Genomic DNA, 15,770 nt, shown 5'->3' with positions numbered 1-15,770 from the left:
AAAGGTATCTCTGACCAAGGCCTCGCTACTGAGCAGAACAGCGACCGACCTGACATTATCGATGGCGTTGACAACAATTGATGCGGAGAATGCCGCCGACGCAGCCTATGCAGGCGTTCGCACCGTTACCTTCAAAGTAAAATCGGTCAAGGAAAGTAAGTAGCAAGGCGTTACTTATCTTGGTTGGAACAGTTAAAGATGCAGGAGTAAAGCAGTGGAAACATATAAGCCTATACAGGTTCTCAAACCTGTTGCAAAAGATATTTGGATTGTGGATGGGCCACTCATAAAGTTTAAAGGGGTAAGCTTTCCTACTAGGATGACGATTGTTCGGTTATCTTCTGGGGCATTATTTATACATTCTCCGGTCGAGCTTACTCAGTACTTGAAAGAAGAAGTTGAAAAGCTAGGAGAAGTTAAACATCTTGTGTCTCCCAACAGAATTCACTACTGGTGGATTGGTGAATGGAAAGAACTATATCCAAACGCAATATCCTGGGCATCTCCTGGTTCTCGTGACGCCGCGCGAAAAGTTGGTTGGGAATTTGATAAGGATCTTTCAGATGAGCCAGAAAACGAATGGCGAGGGGATATAGAGCAGTTGATCGTTAAAGGGAGTAGGATTTTAGAAGAGGTCGTCTTTTACCATAAAGGCTCTAATACGCTTATCCTTGCTGATTTAATCGAGAATTTTGAGGCTCAAATGGAAAAATCACTGATTATAAGGATGTTCATGTGGCTTGCTGGTAATTTGGATCCTGACGGCAAGCTTCCAATTGATTTGCGAATGGCATATTTAGGACGCCATAAGCAATTAAAAAAGGCGATTGATAAAATTCTGGAATGGAGTCCTGATAAGGTAATCATTGCCCATGGCCGTTGGTATGAAACGAATGGCGTTGCCGAATTAAAGCGTGCTTTTCGATGGGTGAAATAATCAATAGCCACAGATGGTAAGTCAAGGCTGCCGGAGGCTTCGCGCCGCAGCTTGGGGCATTAGCAGTCAGCGGTAAAAAGGAACTTTCAATAGACTTAAAGTATCGTTCAGCTAAATATGAAGATTTGGAGAGTCTTGTAGCTTTGCTTACAAATGACCTGCTTAGTAGTCAAGAGAAGACTCAGCGATTTCTTTGGGAAGGCGATTCTGATGACTGATCATGTTGGTTCTTGTCTGTGTGGCACCGTGAGATTTAAGGTAGAAGGCGAGTTTGACAGCTTTTACCTGTGTCATTGTCAGCACTGTCAAAAAGATACAGGCTCGGCTCATGCGGCAAATCTATTCTCAAGTTCAGCTAAATTGATCTGGCAGTCAGGTACAGATGCTGTGACTTGCTTTGCGCTTCCAGGCTCTCGTCATAACAAGAGTTTTTGTAAGTTGTGTGGTTCAGCATTACCGAATACTCAGATCGCGGGTTTGCTCATTGTTCCTGCTGGGTGTTTGGACACTGAAATCACTATGTTGCCAACTGCACACATCTTTTTATCTAGCAAAGCTGCTTGGGATGGGGAGTTGGGGGAGGTGCCAAAGTTTGAGGGGCTGCCAGATTGAGCGACTATTACATAACCAGCGGCTGTTGCGGATGCACCTATGCTGCGTTTTGGCACGCCACAGAGCCAAGCGTTAAGCCCAGGAATTACTATGAGTTTAGTCGAAATATTAGCTCTGTTTACAGTGATGTCAGCTTTAGCGCTAGTTCCCAGCACTAGTGTCGCCTTAGTCGTTGCTCGCGCTTCTTCTGCCGGATTCTCGAACGGCTGTGCCGTTGCAGCGGGAATTGTAGTCGGTGATCTTATCTTTGTATTGCTAGCTGTTTTAGGAATGACTGCGCTGGCAGAAGTCGTGGGTAGTTTTTTCTTGATACTGAGATATTTGGCAGGCGCGTATTTGATCTGGTTTGGTATATGTCTTATGAGATCGAAAGCGCCATTGCAAGTGGAGCATTCCGGCCGGTCAGCAGCGAAATTATCAGCAAGCTTTTTCTCTGGTCTGCTTCTCACTCTAGGTGATGTAAAAGCTATATTTTTCTACGCGAGCTTATTCCCTACTTTTGTTGATTTGGCCACTATCCAGACATGGGATATCGCAGCAATTGCGATGATAACCGTACTCGCCGTTGGTGGTGTCAAATTAGGCTATGCATATTTCGCGGGGGCCGTTGCGTCATTTGGCACTAACCATAGAGCAGAGCGAGCAGTTAAGGTGACGGCCGGTGGTTTAATGGTTGGAGCCGGATCGTATCTAATAGCAAAGGCTTAAGGAAGGCGCCAGCTGTAGCTGGCGTCATACCGTCTTTTGACCCCATCAAACATGATCAACTTTGTGGGCAGATTCAATCTGCTTCTACGCGTATCAGAAGTTGAAAAATACATAACAAGTAAAGGCAGGCGGATACTTCGGGCGTTATTATTTGCCCCTTACCCCTCGAGGAGGCAGGGCTATAAACACTTCAAAGTTAGGTATCTCGTTACGACTAGACTGATGCCTTCCTGCTTGACATATGCGTTGGTAAGGTCTTAAAGTCTGCGGCTAAAGGTATCGGGCACCTGCCGCCTGCAGACGCAAGTCACGGTGAAGCCCGACGGTACGAACATACTCACTCTCGAAGCATTTCGTAGGTGGGCAATGCAGGCCCCCATCAAGAACGAAATGCCTCATTTGAGGAGTGATTGATGTCGTCCCGACACTCACCTGACAATCGTTTTTTGATTGCCCCCATAGGGCGAACCTTCTTCGCCAATGCATTTCCAATGATGCTCGTCATGACAATGAACGGGCTGCTGAATATTGTCGACGCCACTTTTTTAGGGCACTTCGTCGGCACCAATGCCTTAACTGCCGTCAGCATCGTCTTTCCGGCCTTTATGATCACCGTTGCCCTGTCGACTCTTGTCAGCGGTGGTATGTCGAGTCTTCTGGCCCGTCACCTGGGCGCGGATGCAAGAGATCAGGCTGCGGCAGTCTTTACTCGAGCACATGGGTTGGCACTCTGTATCTCACTCACTCTGATCGTGATCTTCCTGGTAGGAGGGCGTGCCGCCGTTGGCTACTTGACGGATGGGCAGAACGGCATCACTGGGATGGCCCACACTTATCTATCGATCATGATCTATGCGACGCCGTTACAGTTCCTGCTTGGGCTGCATGCGGATGCATTGCGCAATGAGGGCCGGGCGGGGTTCATTGCGCTAATGTCGGTTGGGGTGACGCTTGCTAATATTGCATTGAACTATGTGCTGATCGTTATTTTTGACCTCGGCGTCGCCGGGTCAGCCTGGGGCACGGTGCTAGCCCAGGGCCTGGGCTTAGGGCTTTTGATTGGCCTGCGTGTGCGTGGAGACGGATTACTGCCGCTTTCATCGCTCGGCAGATACCGCTGGTCTGGAGACTGGCGCCCTATACTAGCCCTTGGGGCACCTCTCAGTCTCAGCTTCATCGGTATTGCGCTTGTTTCGGCGACTCTGATCGCAACCCTGCGGCTGACAGCAGAGGCTGGTTATGCCGACACCATCGCGGCCTACGGGATCGTCACTCGGATCTTCAGCTTCATCTTCCTACCCTTGATGGCTATCGCGCTCGCAACCCAGAGCATTGTCGGGAACAATGTCGGCGCGGGGCTCTACCTTCGGTCGGATGCTGTACTGCGACTCGCACTCGGCACAGCACTGTTTTATTGCGTTGCAGTTGAGATCATTCTGCTCGGCAGCAGCCACCATATTGGGGAGGGCTTTGTCCGGGACCCAGTCGTAGTGGCCCAAGTGGGGGCGATCCTGCGTCCGATGATGTATTTTTACTTCGTCGTTGGTCCGCTTCTAGTACTAGCGCTCTATTTTCAAGCGGTGGGGCAGCCGGGGCGCGCAGCGGTTCTGACGTTAACCAAACCTTTCTTACTGAGTCCGGCACTGATTGTTGCGCTCGCGCTCATCAAAGACGCCGATGCGATTTGGTTCGCGTTCCCAATTGCCGATGGCCTCATGGCTAGTCTTGCAATTGTCATCGTGATTGCCAGCCTGAAACGGCATACCACCGGCTCCGGATTTGGGCTGGCAATACAAGGAGAGCCAACATGACCCTTCAAACACTTGCGGAAGCCAAGGCGCAGGCAAAATCACTGCGTCAAGCGCTTGTCGCCAAAGGAACACAGATTAGCCACGCTCAATCGCTGGAGCTCATCGCCCAGCAAAACGGCGTGCGGGACTGGAACACGCTTTATGCTCGGCTGTCAGGTGCCGAACCAACGCCCTTCAATATCCATGATGAGGTTCGTGGCCAGTACCTGGGGCAAAATTTTAGCGGCCGGATTGTTGCGATATCGAAGGTAGGAAAAAGCTATAGGCTTTCGATACAGCTGGACCAGCCGATCGATACCGTCCAATTTGCGAGCTTCTCCAACATGCGCCGTCGTATTAGGGGCGTCATTGATCAAGAAGGTCGGTCACCACAAAAGACGTCGGATGGCACGCCGCAATTAATCGTCGAGCCTCTCGTGCGCCGCAGGTAAATAGCGCTGGCACTTCAACCAGGTAATGTGGGCGGGAGTTGCGAACCGTCCACACCTCTATCTAGGTCTGTTTGAGCGCACGCTACATTACCTGATCGAATACAAGTTAGGCTTATCTGCTTTCCATCCGAAGTGTCACAATGATTTTTACCCAAAACTAACCAACATGGAAGGTGGTAGATAGGGCTCGGAAATGGATTTTCTACAGCCTGTTAAGCCTCTATAATGACAGCATTTAGATAGTAAGGAAGTCGAATGAAAAACATGTTTTTAACTTCATCTTTCGCAGATGTTGCCGATCTATTTGTGAAGTTTACCAGCGAAAAATGTGTAGGAAAAACGGTTACGTTCATTCCTACTGCAAGTCTAGTCGAAGATGTCAATTTTTATGTGGCCGCAGGCAAGGAAGCACTCGAGAAGTGTGGGCTAATTGTTGATGAGCTTGAGATTTCAACTGCTCCAAGTGAAGAGGTAAACAGCAAGCTTCAAAAAAATGACTATATCTATGTCACTGGTGGAAATACTTTCTTTTTACTTCAAGAGTTGAAAAGAACTGGTGCAGATCAAATCATAAAGGAGCAAATAAGTTCAGGGAAAATGTATATCGGAGAGTCTGCTGGCTCCATTGTTATGTCGCCTAACATTGAGTATGTGAAAGACATGGACGATTTCACGGCGGCACCTAATTTAGTCTCTTTTTCATCATTAAATATGGTTGATTTTTATCCAGTGCCACACCATACCAACGCTCCTTTCAAGCAAGTCGTTGAAAAAATTATCACTAGCTATGATGACAAAATAGATCTTTGCCCAATTAGCAATACGCAAGCAATTATCATCAATGGTGATGAGTTTGAAGTTTGGACGGCCGAAACTTAATAAGGAGCTGGAGGCCATTCAATCCAGTAAGGAATTGCCTCTGCAAGTCATGCTCAATAAATACAACTCCGACGTGGGGTTATAGGGAGTCCGATTTGGGGAATAGCTGTAGGCCGATGTTGTTGATGTACTGAAAAGGCTCGAAGGATCGCCAGTTCCCTGCCTCCGAGGATGTTCTAGGCGTTGTGGATGAGTTCGTGATTTCTATTTATACCAGAAGCACTTTATAGCCTGTTGGTTCAGGCAATACAGCGCCGGACGAAGGGACTTGGTATGAAGTTTTTGGGATTTTATATTAACATTCACTGTTTTTTATACTTTGGTTGTATTTGAGATTTTTTTCTTGCACTGATTTATTTGTATGGGCTATACAGGAAGAGCTTAGATTTTAAAACATCAAAGGCGATGTGGCGAAGTCGGCCAAAATACTCAGCACTTATAATGTAGCTAGTCTACATAGTGTTGACATGCGAACAGAGCAAATAGGCTCTCTCAGGATTCGTCCTGAGAGAGCCTTTTTTTTACAAAAATAAAAGGGGTGCAGTTATGCGTCACGGCGATATTTCAAGTAGCAATGATACAGTTGGTGTTGCAGTAGTAAACTATAAAATGCCTCGTCTACACACTAAGAAAGAGGTGGTTGAAAACGCCAACAAAATTTCTGAAATGATTATTGGGATGAAAAAAGGGCTTCCAGGCATGGATCTAGTCATCTTTCCAGAATATAGCCTTCAGGGAATTATGTATGATCCAGAAGAAATGATGGAAACCGCTGTCACCATCCCAGGAGAAGAAACAGAAATTTTTTCTCGAGCATGCCGTAAAGCAAATACCTGGGGCATCTTCTCTTTGACAGGTGAGCGTCATGAAAATCATCCTAAGAAGAACCCATATAACACTTTAATTCTGATGGATAATAAAGGTGAAATTGTACAGAAATATCGCAAAATAATACCTTGGTGTCCTATTGAAGGATGGTATCCAGGTGGCGAGACTTTCGTTTCAGAAGGTCCTAAGGGTATGAAACTTAGTCTTATAATTTGTGATGATGGTAACTACCCTGAAATCTGGCGGGACTGCTCAATGAAGGGAGCTGAGCTGATAGTTCGTTGTCAAGGATATATGTATCCATCAAAAGAACAGCAAATCATGATGTCTAAAACTATGGCCTGGGCAAATAACTCGTACGTTGCAGTTGCTAATGCCGCAGGTTTCGATGGCGTATATAGCTATTTTGGGCATTCAGCAATCATTGGTTTTGACGGACGTACGCTCGGAGAGTGCGGTGAAGAAGAAATGGGTATTCAGTATGCTCAACTATCCATTTCACAGATCCGCGATGCTCGTGCCAATGATCAGTCTCAAAACCATCTGTTTAAAATACTGCACCGTGGCTATACCGGAATGCAGGCGTCTGGAGATGGTGATAAAGGACTCGCTGAGTGTCCATTTGAATTTTATAAGACTTGGGTAAATGACGCAGAAAAAGCTAGAGAAGATGTAGAGAGCATGACACGGCGTACTCCAGGTGTTGCTCAGTGTCCAGTTGGAAACCTCTCCTATGAAGGAAAAGAGAAGGAAGCTTAATTAGGTTGATTTGAAGCTTCTTAGCCCCGGACGAACCTTTCGGGGCTTCAAGATAAAAAGATAATGAGATGCATTTATGCCGTTTTTAAATGAAATGCTAGCTGAAACAGAAAGAAAAAATAAAAATGCTGAAGCATTAAAGGATGAAAATACCTCAGGACAAGATATAGAGAGTCTACATTTAGCCAGTAAAGCCAGATTCAGTAGCCGTTTCCAGTTCGATATTGAGGCGGTTATGTCAGCAATTAGATCTGAGATTATAGGTCAAGAGCAGGCAGTGCAAGCAGTAGAAGATATGCTTAAAGTAGTGAGAGCCGATATTGCCGATCCTAGAAGGCCACTCTATACGGCTTTGCTCCTTGGTCCTACAGGCGTAGGTAAAACAGAATTAGTAAGGTCTTTAGCACGTTCATTGTATGGTGACGCTGATTCCTTTTGTCGTGTAGACATGAATACCTTGTCTCAAGAGCATTATGCAGCTTCTTTGACAGGAGCTCCTCCTGGTTACGTTGGTGCCAAGGAAGGTAAAACTATTCTTGATGAGAAAATGATTGAGGGTAGAAATAATATACCTGGAATTGTTTTATTAGATGAAGTTGAAAAAGCAAGCAAAGAAGTTCTTCATGCTTTGTTAAACGTATTTGACAATGGAATGTTGACTGTAGCATCGGGAGAAAAGACGTACAGCTTTAGGAATTCTATCATTTTTATGACTAGTAATTTAGCTGCTTATGAGATTCAGAGTTATGAAGAAAGTCGAAAAAAAATCTTATTGAAAGTTATTCATAGATGTTCGAGAAAGAAGGGTGAAGGTCTTGAGAGAATTGTGAAAAAAAAGCTGTTGAATACATTTTCTCCTGAGTTTGTAAATCGTATAGATAATATAACCGTGTTTAACTGGATAGGAGAAGATGCTGTCGGGCGTATTGTGGAGCTTGAATTGGAAAAATTGAATCGTCGGCTAATTAAGCATAGTTGTTTATTAACATTCGACGCTGATGTGGTTAAGTTTATTTCAAATGCAGGCTATGATCGGCAGTTTGGGGCGAGGTCTATAAGGCGCTCTGTTAGGAAAAATCTCGAGGTTTTCCTAGCTGAGTATCTGTTAGATAATCATCAAGTCGCCCTTGAAGGTAATGACCCTGTTAAATATCATGCATCTATTTTTAATGGTAAGATTTTTTTTAAAAGGCTGACTTATAATGTTAAATAGGATCGAAGAGCCGGTGATTGGTCTATTGTTCTCAGATACTGGTGTTACAGCTGATATCGAGCGCTCGCAAAGATTTGGAGCACAGCTAGCTATTAAAAAAATTAATGAATCAGGTGGCATTGGAGGAAAGCCTATAAAATATATGCACCGAGACTTAGGCGGAGATCCTGATAGGTTTCGTGCATATACTGAGGAGCTTATTAAAAATAATAAAGTTGATTTTTTTGTTGGTTGCTACATGTCGCATACAAGAAAGGCTATCATGGCGACAATTGAGAGGTCTGATGTGTTACTTTTCTATCCAACTCCCTATGAGGGGTTTGAATACTCTCCAAACATATTTTATGGAGGTCCAGCACCGAATCAGAATAGTGCTCCGCTTGCTGCATATCTAATAAAAAACTATGGTTCGAATATAGTTTTTGTAGGCTCTGATTATGTTTACCCGCGCGAAAGTAATCATGTGATGCGGCTATTGTATAAGCAGCATGGCGGCACTATTCTCGATGAGTTTTATATGCCTCTTTACCCATCCTTCAATGAGGTGAAGGATATTGCTAATAAAGTGGCTAATTTGCAGCCTGACGTGGTTTTTTCTACTGTAGTGGGTCATGGGACAGCTGAGTTTTACACAGAATTTGCAAACTGTTATTTGTCAGGTCAAAAACCTCCAATTGCAAGCCTGACGACAAGTGAGGCTGAAATAAATAAAATGACATTAGAGACAGCTAAAGGGAATATTGTTGTAGCACCTTACTTTTCTTCTAATAAAAGTGAAAAGAGTACTCTTTTTTTATCTGAATGTAAGAGTTACTTTCCTAGCGATGTATCAGTTACGGCTTGGACTGAAGCAGCCTACCACCAAACTTTGTTGTTGTGCCAAGCGATGCGGGCTGCTGGAAGTGTCGAATTAGAAAAAGTTCGAGAGCAACTCTACTTGACTGAGATCCATGCTCCCCAAGGCCCTGTGTGGATAGAAAAGCAAAACAACCATTCACATTTAACGTCAAGAATAGCAGAAATAGATCACGATGGAGCTTTTAATGTTAAGTGGACATCCCCTTCACCTATTTGTCCAGATCCATATGTGGTTGTGCACCGGCTCGAAAACTGGACTGAATTAATGCCCAGGGTTTTGTGATATGAGTAACTCTTCGATCCTTGGAAAACTTCGAGACCTGCAGGTTTTAGTATTGAATCCTGAGGGTGAAGTTAGCGATTCATTAGTTTTGCAACTAATTAGGATTGGTTGTCCTGTACGGCATTTATGGCCATTGCCGGAAACTCTTGACTTCCCTGTCGACATCATATTTTCAGGCGTCTTTCAAGATAGTAGCCATGCCCGATTGAAAAAAATAATACGTGATTCTACTGAAGCTGTGACATTAATTTTTATCGTTGAGTACGCAAGCCCTTCTACTTTATCGCAGCTTTTAGAGATTGAGTCTCATGGGGTCGTAACCGTTCCTCTAAAGTCGCATGACGTTCTTCCAAGCTTGGTGGTTGCAAGGAGGAATAGTGAAGATTTGTTAAAATATAGGAAAGAAATTAACAAGGCTCATAATAAGTTGTCTTCTATGTCCTTATTGAATAAAGCGAAAGTGATTCTTATGAAAAATGCACCTATGACAGAAGAGGAGGCTCATCAGTTTTTGTCAAAAAGTGCAATGGAAGAGAGGAAAAGTATAGCTGAAATAGCTGAAATAATCATTGATAAGTCTGAATAATGAATTCAAAAGGAGAAATGCAATGATGTTAGGTCTGACGCTTTTATATGTTGGAGCTGTTCTCTTTGTTAATGGTATATGGTTGCTAGGCAGAATAGGTGATAGAGAAGTTTCGGTGATAAATATTTTAGTGGGTGCTCTAAGCTTTCTTGTAGCTGTGTACTTGATTTTTAATGATCCAGGAAATTCAACGGCTGTCAGTGCGGGAGCATTTACATTTTTATTTTCCTTTACTTATCTTTGGGTTGGAGCAAATCAGTTGTTAAAAGTAGATGGAAGAGGCCTAGGGTGGTTCTGCTTATTCGTTAGCATTACGGCTGCAGTAGTTGGTATTAACTCAGTTTCTAGTATTAGTTGGACATTTGGTTTCTGGAATGCAATCAACTGGTTTGCATGGGCAGTTCTATGGTTCGGTTTTTTTGCTCTTCTTGCTTTGGCCAAAAATATAAAGAAAAGTGTCGCAGTTTATACACTTTTCTGTGCAATATTTACTGGGTGGGTTCCAGGTGTTTTGATTCTCCATGGTATCATTTCTACTTGACTTAATGGCGTCCTTATCGTGGTGCTTAACGACGGCTTTTTCCGCTGCGGCTTTACCTTCGCTACAAAGCCGTACTTATAAACGGTATTATATTTTGGAGTAGTTCATGCCACATTGCATTGTTGAGCATTCAGCATCGTTGGACGGTGAGTTGATATTACCATTGGTATTTGCAGGTGCCATGACGTCAGCGCTATTTGAGGCAGATGGTAGTGGCATAAAAGTTAGGTCAGTTGCCTATCAAAGCTATATAACGGGGAAGGCAAGGTCTGATTTTGTGCATGTGGTGCTAAAGATTCTGGCAGGTAGAACCCCTGCCCAAAAGGAAATGCTTTCAAGATCGGTATTAGCGCAATTGCAAACACTTGAGCTTCCACGTTGCTGATTAACCGTCGAAATTGTGGATATTGAGCGTGCCAGTTATTCAAAGTGGGTGAGTGAGTCATAGCAGAATGAGTTAAGATGGGCCTGTGGTCATGATAAGCCCACAAGTTTGCATGCGGGTGTTAACCAGAGCTAGAGAGTCATATGAGCACCAAGAAATATCTCGTTGTTAGTTCACATGAAAGTGAGTTTCCTAACCCAATCACTTTCAGAAAAGGTGATCCTCTTATTGTTGGCGAGGAGTATAAGGGAACTGAAGAGTGGGATAACTGGTTTTTCTGCAGTTCTCCCGGGCAGGAACCAGGTTGGGTGCCTGGGCAAGTTATTGAGCGATTGGAAGGTTCAGAGGGGCGTGCGCTTGATGACTACACCGCTAGAGAGCTTAATGTGCTGGCGGGTGAGCGTCTAACTGGCGCAAGAATTTTGAATGGATGGCTATGGTGTGAAAAGTCTATCAGCAAAGAATCAGGGTGGGTTCCATTAGAGAATTTGCAAGAGGTTGAAGAGTAGTCGCAGTGTTGGCAATGCCATCAATTCGCCGCCGGATGCCTGTTTCGCGCGCCGTTTGTGATGGCAGCCCAGTCTACGTCACCACCTACAGATGTCTTCAGTCTGGCGTTGAGTAACAGGTGGAAGCTGATATGGAGGAAGTAATCACGAGACTTTATTTCCACCTGAATCAAGATCCATAATTGCTAATCTCAGGTGTTCCAAAAATACTCTCACTTTCTCCAGTGGGTATTTTTTTCCCGAGTAAAACGCGTATAAGACGAGATCCTCTGGCTGGCAGTTAAGATCAATCTTAATAAGCGATCCATTTTCTATATCTGCTTGGCATGCATGAGTGGGTAAAATAGCAAAGCCAAGTCCTTTCAGCGCGGCAGCTCTAGCCATGTAGCCACTATTAACCTTATAGCTGGATTGCACCTGAATGGTCTGGTTATGCTTGAATCGCCAGGGCATGCCTTGTAGGACAGACAGGCTGGTAATGCAGGGCGCTTTGCTCAGTTCATCCAGTGAGTCAGGCACTCGGTGTTGTTTAAGAAGTTGCGGCGCGGCAACTACGCAGCTCGGCCAGCGCTGGATTTCTTTAGCGACCCAGCCAGAATCCTCCAATGGCCCTCTACCGAAGCGTAATACTAGATCGAACCCTTCTAACAAGCCTTCCGAAGGGTTTAATTGGGTGTCGCAGCTTAGTTGTATTTGAGGATGCTGGAGGCAAAAATTTGCAGTGATTTCGGCCAGAAAGGGGAGGTCAGGCATGATGATCTTAAGGTGGCCGGATAAAGAGTCACCATGCAGTGAGGCTTCTTCTAGTGCGTCATTCATTGCTCGTGTGAGCGGCGTGATAGCCTGATAAAGTTGCTTGCCTGCAGCGGTTGGTATCATCTTGCGGGTGGTGCGCTCCAATAGTCGCAAGCTAAGTTGTTGTTCCAATAACGCGACATGGCGGCTGACATTGGATGTTGGCAATTGAAGCTGCTCCGCTGCGCGCTTAAAGCTCAGTTGCTGATATACCGCCTGAAAGCTAAGTAACCATTGAAGCTCGATTTTCTCAATCATAGATTATCTCAAAAAATGGGATTAATAACGCAATAATAGCGTGTTTATCCTTCAAGGTGGCTTTGTGACAATCTCTGCCGAATTTAATTATTTAGGTAGAGCCGATGAAGAATACCAATCGTATTGCCATTGTTGGTGCAGGGGTTGCAGGAATAGCGCTGGCAATCCTCGCCGCACAACAAGGCTATCAAGTGAACGTGTATGAGCGTGACAGTAAGGTTTCGTCCATTGGTGCTGGCGTGACTTTATGGCCAAATGCAATTTTTGTTCTGCAACAGATGGGGTTGGAAAAAGAGCTAAAACGTCTGGGTGGTACTCCCCGTTTAATGCGTCAGTTTGATCAATTTGGCGCTTGGCAGGGTGAGCTTGATCTTGAGGAAGTGAATCTGCTGAGTGGTTTCCCCAGTATAACAATATTGCGCCGTGATCTTATGAGCATACTGGCCGAGAGGTTGGATGATTTGGGGGTGAAAATACACCTTGGCTGGCCAATGACGACGCAGGATATTGACCGATTAAAGCAAGAGTTTGACGTGGTAGTAGGAGCCGATGGGAGAATGAATTCGGTGGTGCGTCACACGCTATATGCCGAAAAGGTGAGTCCCCGTTATCAAGGATTCATTAATATCATTGGTATCAGTCAGTTGAATAAGGGGGTTTTAAATAACGCCATCCATGATTTTCGTGGCGTGGGTGAGCGGTTTGGAATTGTCCCTGTGAATAATGGGCTATGTTTCTGGGCTGGCGCATGGAATGCTGATATTGATAAACAACGGCCCTTATCTGCTTGGTATGATGAGCTGCATCAGCGTTTTCGGTGCTGGCCTGCCCCGGTACGCAACGTGCTGAAATTCTATGATGCAGCATCGCTCAATCGCATTTTTGTTCATGATCTTGATCCTCTGCCTTATTGGCATCAAGACAATGTTGTCATTATTGGAGATGCGGCCCATGCGTCTTTACCAACATCTGGGCAGGGAGCATGTCAGGCGCTGGAAGATGCGTGGCATCTTGTCAGGCTTTTGGGAGAGCAAGGTGAGTTGGAAAGTGTTCTGACAAGTTTTTATCAGCAGCGAATCGTTAAGACATCCTCAGCTCAAACCGTTGGAAGACAGGCGGCCGAGAGAATTTTTGGAACACAACTTGTGTCTCAGCCAGCGACTTTAGGCATTTCTGCTGAGCAATTAAGCCTGCTATGGATGCAGGGATTAGAAACGCAGCAGGCGTAGTTAAAGGAGTAGGAAATGAGTGCTTATGGAACGTTAATATTTTTCTGCGGAAAGATGGGCGCTGGAAAAAGCACGCTGTCTGCCAGCATTGCGCGTGAGCGCGGCGCCGTGCTGCTTTCAGAGGATGACTGGTTAGCTACTCTTTTTCCTGGCGAAATCAACGATTTCAACGACTACATCAGTTACTCGTCGCGCCTTAAACCATTGCTTAGGGAACACGTTGAGCAAATACTTTTGGCAGGCACCACTGTGGTTCTAGATTTCCCCGGCAATACGAGGAAGCAAAGGGCATGGTTTAAGGATATCTACTCGCCACGCGGGATACCCCACGAGCTGTACTATGTGATGGCCGAAGACGAGGTTTGTCTAAGACAGCTGAAACAGCGCCAAAGGGAGCAGCCTGATCGGGCGAGCTTCGATACCGAGGAGGTTTTCAGGAGGGTAACGGGCTACTTTGAGTTACCCGAAGAATCAGAGGGATTCAATGTCCAGGTTGTCGAGCGGGCGTTGTCATAACTTGCGTGCTGTTTATCTAATGCTTTTGGTACCGTTTTATCTGTATTGGCAAAATATTTATTTGGAGCTTTGTTGTGGCCTAAAATAAATTAGAGCATGACCCAAAAAGCGATGATAGAACAGTTGAAGTGGGTATGCTGCTAAGGTTTGTTGAGACTGTAGCGGCATTTTTTATTTCTATAGTTTTTGCCTCAAGTTGTCGAGGAGGTTGTCTTAGTAGAGCGAATAAAGATGAGCTTGATATTAATTGTGTTTTTTAATTGTCGATGTTAGCGCGAATTTTTAACGATGAGTTTAGTGAAGCTTAGAGACCTTCATGCACACGATAGGTTGGCAGTTGTATCTATGCTAAGAGACCCTGCAGTAATGAGGTTTCTGGGGCCTCGTCGTGCTCTTACAGAGGACGAGTCTGATTTATGGTTTAAGAGTGCGCTCGCCAACCCATCTCGCTTTGTTATCGCGGATGTAAATAGCGATGAGTTCATCGGATTTTGTGGCATCAAAGAGATGAACGGTGTTGTGGATTTCGGTTATTTCATTAGAACTGAGTTTTGGGGGAAGGGGATTGCCGCCAAAGCCTGTGAGCTGGTCGTGGAAAAGCTAGCCACCGAGGTTGATTGGGAGACTGTTCAGGTTTTCATTTCAGAGAATAATGTGGCCAGTAAGAGAGTCGCCGAAAAGCTAGGCTGGCAGGTGGTACATGGCGCGACCAAGGATGGAGACTATGGTCGATACTACCGAATTACTATGTAAATAGTGCTAAGGGATGCTCCTGATAGTAGGGCTGACGCCATTGTGGATGTTGAACAGCTACATGAATGGCAGCCTTCTGAAGTGAAGGCTGCTTGTTCAAATAGCTAGGAACCTGGTTATTTGACTTGGTGCTTGTCAAGCGTTCGCGCTATTACCGACAATCCGATTTTTAACAGCGTGGCGGTGTCAGCCAAGAGAAAGCTTAATGAAGTTGAGCTGGTACAGTTTTAAGCTTGGCAATTGTCAGCATGGAAATGTTTCTACTCCGCTGTGATCGCAATGTGGTTCGGGTGAGACGCTACCCGATCCAGCCATCGGCAAACGTTGGGATAATCCGCCAGTGTGAACCCGCCATCTTCAGCTACATGGGTATAGGCGAAGAGGGCAATATCCGCGATGGTGTAGCGGCCTGCTACGAACCACTCCTGCTTTGCCAAGTGATCGTCCATCACCGCTAGCGCTTCGCGCCCCAATGCTTGTTTACCCGCTAGCTGAGCTTGGCGTTCATCATTCAGGCCAAGGTGAGTTAGCCAGAAGCGCGGTGTGGCGATGTTGGGTTCGTGGCTGTACTGTTCAAAGTTCATCCAGCGCAGGGCCTGGGCTTGGTTCCAGCGATCTTCTGGCCAATAATTACTCCCTTGGGCTAGGTAGTAGAGAATGGCGTTCGACTCGCAGAGAAAACGGCCGTCGTCGAGCTCCAGTACTGGAATTTTGCCAGCGGGGTTCTTCTGCAGGAATGCCGGGGTGCGCGTTTCTCCATGCACGATATCGTAATGGCGATAGTCATATGGTCTATCCAGCAAATTCAGTAATAGGCGTACTTTGTAGCCGTTGCCGGAAGGTCGGTAGTCGTGCAAGATCATCGTCTTCTCCAGTGAA

Annotated in this window: 18 protein-coding genes; 16 read left to right on the top strand and 2 right to left on the bottom strand. The window is 45.4% G+C overall.

The window, feature by feature from the left end; all coding sequences use genetic code 11:
• The first annotated feature begins 214 nt into the window (after nucleotides 1–214).
• The 13 genes from HVE01_RS09525 to HVE01_RS09460 all read left to right on the top strand — a co-directional run bounded on the left by HVE01_RS09525 (nucleotide 215) and on the right by HVE01_RS09460 (nucleotide 11,340).
• Nucleotides 215–937, top strand: a complete 723-nt coding sequence (locus HVE01_RS09525; protein ID WP_146943774.1) for a DUF4336 domain-containing protein — start codon at nucleotides 215–217, stop codon at nucleotides 935–937.
• A gap of 210 nt (nucleotides 938–1,147) precedes the next feature.
• Nucleotides 1,148–1,549 carry a GFA family protein gene (locus HVE01_RS09515; protein ID WP_146943772.1) on the top strand — a complete coding sequence of 134 codons (402 nt, stop codon included), beginning with the start codon at nucleotides 1,148–1,150 and terminating at the stop codon, nucleotides 1,547–1,549.
• A gap of 90 nt (nucleotides 1,550–1,639) precedes the next feature.
• Nucleotides 1,640–2,257: a LysE family translocator gene (locus HVE01_RS09510; protein ID WP_146943770.1), complete on the top strand. Its 618-nt coding sequence runs from the start codon at nucleotides 1,640–1,642 to the stop codon at nucleotides 2,255–2,257.
• 413 nt (nucleotides 2,258–2,670) lie between these two features.
• Nucleotides 2,671–4,068, top strand: coding sequence for an MATE family efflux transporter (locus HVE01_RS09505; protein WP_146943768.1), 1,398 nt, complete (start codon nucleotides 2,671–2,673; stop codon nucleotides 4,066–4,068).
• Nucleotides 4,065–4,499 carry a glyoxalase superfamily protein gene (locus HVE01_RS09500; RefSeq protein ID WP_125747382.1) on the top strand — a complete coding sequence of 145 codons (435 nt, stop codon included), beginning with the start codon at nucleotides 4,065–4,067 and terminating at the stop codon, nucleotides 4,497–4,499. Before HVE01_RS09505 ends, HVE01_RS09500 begins: the two co-directional genes overlap by 4 nt.
• Nucleotides 4,500–4,754: 255 nt before the next feature.
• Nucleotides 4,755–5,378, top strand: a complete 624-nt coding sequence (locus HVE01_RS09495) for a peptidase E (protein WP_146943766.1) — start codon at nucleotides 4,755–4,757, stop codon at nucleotides 5,376–5,378.
• A gap of 546 nt (nucleotides 5,379–5,924) precedes the next feature.
• The gene (locus tag HVE01_RS09490; protein ID WP_125747386.1) at nucleotides 5,925–6,965 is read left to right on the top strand and encodes an aliphatic amidase; all 1,041 of its coding nucleotides are present in this window, start codon (nucleotides 5,925–5,927) and stop codon (nucleotides 6,963–6,965) included.
• 76 nt (nucleotides 6,966–7,041) lie between these two features.
• A complete protein-coding gene (locus HVE01_RS09485) occupies nucleotides 7,042–8,178 on the top strand; it encodes an AAA family ATPase (protein ID WP_146943764.1) in 1,137 nt (378 codons plus the stop codon).
• Complete coding sequence (locus HVE01_RS09480) at nucleotides 8,168–9,319, top strand: transporter substrate-binding domain-containing protein (protein ID WP_125747390.1); 1,152 nt, start codon at nucleotides 8,168–8,170, stop codon at nucleotides 9,317–9,319. Before HVE01_RS09485 ends, HVE01_RS09480 begins: the two co-directional genes overlap by 11 nt.
• A 1-nt stretch (nucleotide 9,320) precedes the next feature.
• Nucleotides 9,321–9,905 (top strand): ANTAR domain-containing response regulator, encoded by a 585-nt coding sequence (locus HVE01_RS09475; protein WP_125747392.1) that lies wholly within the window; start codon nucleotides 9,321–9,323, stop codon nucleotides 9,903–9,905.
• A 22-nt stretch (nucleotides 9,906–9,927) separates the two neighbouring features.
• Nucleotides 9,928–10,446 (top strand): AmiS/UreI family transporter, encoded by a 519-nt coding sequence (locus HVE01_RS09470; RefSeq protein ID WP_125747394.1) that lies wholly within the window; start codon nucleotides 9,928–9,930, stop codon nucleotides 10,444–10,446.
• A 106-nt stretch (nucleotides 10,447–10,552) separates the two neighbouring features.
• The gene (locus HVE01_RS09465; RefSeq protein WP_146943762.1) at nucleotides 10,553–10,831 is read left to right on the top strand and encodes a tautomerase family protein; all 279 of its coding nucleotides are present in this window, start codon (nucleotides 10,553–10,555) and stop codon (nucleotides 10,829–10,831) included.
• A gap of 143 nt (nucleotides 10,832–10,974) precedes the next feature.
• Nucleotides 10,975–11,340 carry an SH3 domain-containing protein gene (locus tag HVE01_RS09460; protein ID WP_146943760.1) on the top strand — a complete coding sequence of 122 codons (366 nt, stop codon included), beginning with the start codon at nucleotides 10,975–10,977 and terminating at the stop codon, nucleotides 11,338–11,340.
• A 144-nt stretch (nucleotides 11,341–11,484) separates the two neighbouring features.
• Here HVE01_RS09460 and HVE01_RS09455 read toward each other — a convergent pair whose 3' ends face one another.
• A complete protein-coding gene (locus tag HVE01_RS09455; RefSeq protein WP_125747400.1) occupies nucleotides 11,485–12,393 on the bottom strand; it encodes a LysR family transcriptional regulator in 909 nt (302 codons plus the stop codon).
• Between the two features lie 104 nt (nucleotides 12,394–12,497).
• Here HVE01_RS09455 and HVE01_RS09450 point away from each other — a divergent pair, with 104 nt between their 5' ends.
• The 3 genes from HVE01_RS09450 to HVE01_RS09440 all read left to right on the top strand — a co-directional run bounded on the left by HVE01_RS09450 (nucleotide 12,498) and on the right by HVE01_RS09440 (nucleotide 14,891).
• Nucleotides 12,498–13,622 carry an FAD-dependent monooxygenase gene (locus HVE01_RS09450; RefSeq protein WP_146943758.1) on the top strand — a complete coding sequence of 375 codons (1,125 nt, stop codon included), beginning with the start codon at nucleotides 12,498–12,500 and terminating at the stop codon, nucleotides 13,620–13,622.
• A 15-nt stretch (nucleotides 13,623–13,637) separates the two neighbouring features.
• Nucleotides 13,638–14,138 carry a P-loop nucleotide/nucleoside kinase family protein gene (locus tag HVE01_RS09445; protein WP_146943756.1) on the top strand — a complete coding sequence of 167 codons (501 nt, stop codon included), beginning with the start codon at nucleotides 13,638–13,640 and terminating at the stop codon, nucleotides 14,136–14,138.
• Between the two features lie 288 nt (nucleotides 14,139–14,426).
• Nucleotides 14,427–14,891 carry a GNAT family N-acetyltransferase gene (locus HVE01_RS09440; protein ID WP_146943753.1) on the top strand — a complete coding sequence of 155 codons (465 nt, stop codon included), beginning with the start codon at nucleotides 14,427–14,429 and terminating at the stop codon, nucleotides 14,889–14,891.
• Nucleotides 14,892–15,151: 260 nt separating this feature from the next.
• On the opposite strand, the gene HVE01_RS09430 is transcribed toward HVE01_RS09440, so the two are convergent.
• Entirely contained in the window at nucleotides 15,152–15,754 is a 603-nt protein-coding gene (locus HVE01_RS09430; RefSeq protein WP_146943751.1) for a glutathione S-transferase family protein, read from the bottom strand.
• Between the last annotated feature and the right edge of the window lie 16 nt (nucleotides 15,755–15,770).

Source organism: Vreelandella venusta, assembly GCF_007989605.1.
In the GTDB taxonomy this organism is placed as follows: Bacteria; Pseudomonadota; Gammaproteobacteria; order Pseudomonadales; family Halomonadaceae; genus Vreelandella; species Vreelandella venusta.
This window is presented reverse-complemented; position numbering and strand designations above follow the sequence as displayed.

What these genes read in the sequence shown, in the direction of transcription:
- HVE01_RS09515 (WP_146943772.1), top strand. Translation starts at nt 1,148, where the DNA reads ATGACTGATCATGTTGGTTCTTGTCTGTGTGGCACCGTGAGATTTAAG.
- HVE01_RS09510 (WP_146943770.1), top strand. Translation starts at nt 1,640, where the DNA reads ATGAGTTTAGTCGAAATATTAGCTCTGTTTACAGTGATGTCAGCTTTA.
- HVE01_RS09505 (WP_146943768.1), top strand. Translation starts at nt 2,671, where the DNA reads ATGTCGTCCCGACACTCACCTGACAATCGTTTTTTGATTGCCCCCATA.
- HVE01_RS09500 (WP_125747382.1), top strand. Translation starts at nt 4,065, where the DNA reads ATGACCCTTCAAACACTTGCGGAAGCCAAGGCGCAGGCAAAATCACTG.
- HVE01_RS09495 (WP_146943766.1), top strand. Translation starts at nt 4,755, where the DNA reads ATGAAAAACATGTTTTTAACTTCATCTTTCGCAGATGTTGCCGATCTA.
- HVE01_RS09490 (WP_125747386.1), top strand. Translation starts at nt 5,925, where the DNA reads ATGCGTCACGGCGATATTTCAAGTAGCAATGATACAGTTGGTGTTGCA.
- HVE01_RS09485 (WP_146943764.1), top strand. Translation starts at nt 7,042, where the DNA reads ATGCCGTTTTTAAATGAAATGCTAGCTGAAACAGAAAGAAAAAATAAA.
- HVE01_RS09480 (WP_125747390.1), top strand. Translation starts at nt 8,168, where the DNA reads ATGTTAAATAGGATCGAAGAGCCGGTGATTGGTCTATTGTTCTCAGAT.
- HVE01_RS09475 (WP_125747392.1), top strand. Translation starts at nt 9,321, where the DNA reads ATGAGTAACTCTTCGATCCTTGGAAAACTTCGAGACCTGCAGGTTTTA.
- HVE01_RS09470 (WP_125747394.1), top strand. Translation starts at nt 9,928, where the DNA reads ATGATGTTAGGTCTGACGCTTTTATATGTTGGAGCTGTTCTCTTTGTT.
- HVE01_RS09465 (WP_146943762.1), top strand. Translation starts at nt 10,553, where the DNA reads ATGCCACATTGCATTGTTGAGCATTCAGCATCGTTGGACGGTGAGTTG.
- HVE01_RS09460 (WP_146943760.1), top strand. Translation starts at nt 10,975, where the DNA reads ATGAGCACCAAGAAATATCTCGTTGTTAGTTCACATGAAAGTGAGTTT.
- HVE01_RS09455 (WP_125747400.1), bottom strand. Translation starts at nt 12,393, where the DNA reads ATGATTGAGAAAATCGAGCTTCAATGGTTACTTAGCTTTCAGGCGGTA.
- HVE01_RS09450 (WP_146943758.1), top strand. Translation starts at nt 12,498, where the DNA reads ATGAAGAATACCAATCGTATTGCCATTGTTGGTGCAGGGGTTGCAGGA.
- HVE01_RS09445 (WP_146943756.1), top strand. Translation starts at nt 13,638, where the DNA reads ATGAGTGCTTATGGAACGTTAATATTTTTCTGCGGAAAGATGGGCGCT.
- HVE01_RS09440 (WP_146943753.1), top strand. Translation starts at nt 14,427, where the DNA reads ATGAGTTTAGTGAAGCTTAGAGACCTTCATGCACACGATAGGTTGGCA.
- HVE01_RS09430 (WP_146943751.1), bottom strand. Translation starts at nt 15,754, where the DNA reads ATGATCTTGCACGACTACCGACCTTCCGGCAACGGCTACAAAGTACGC.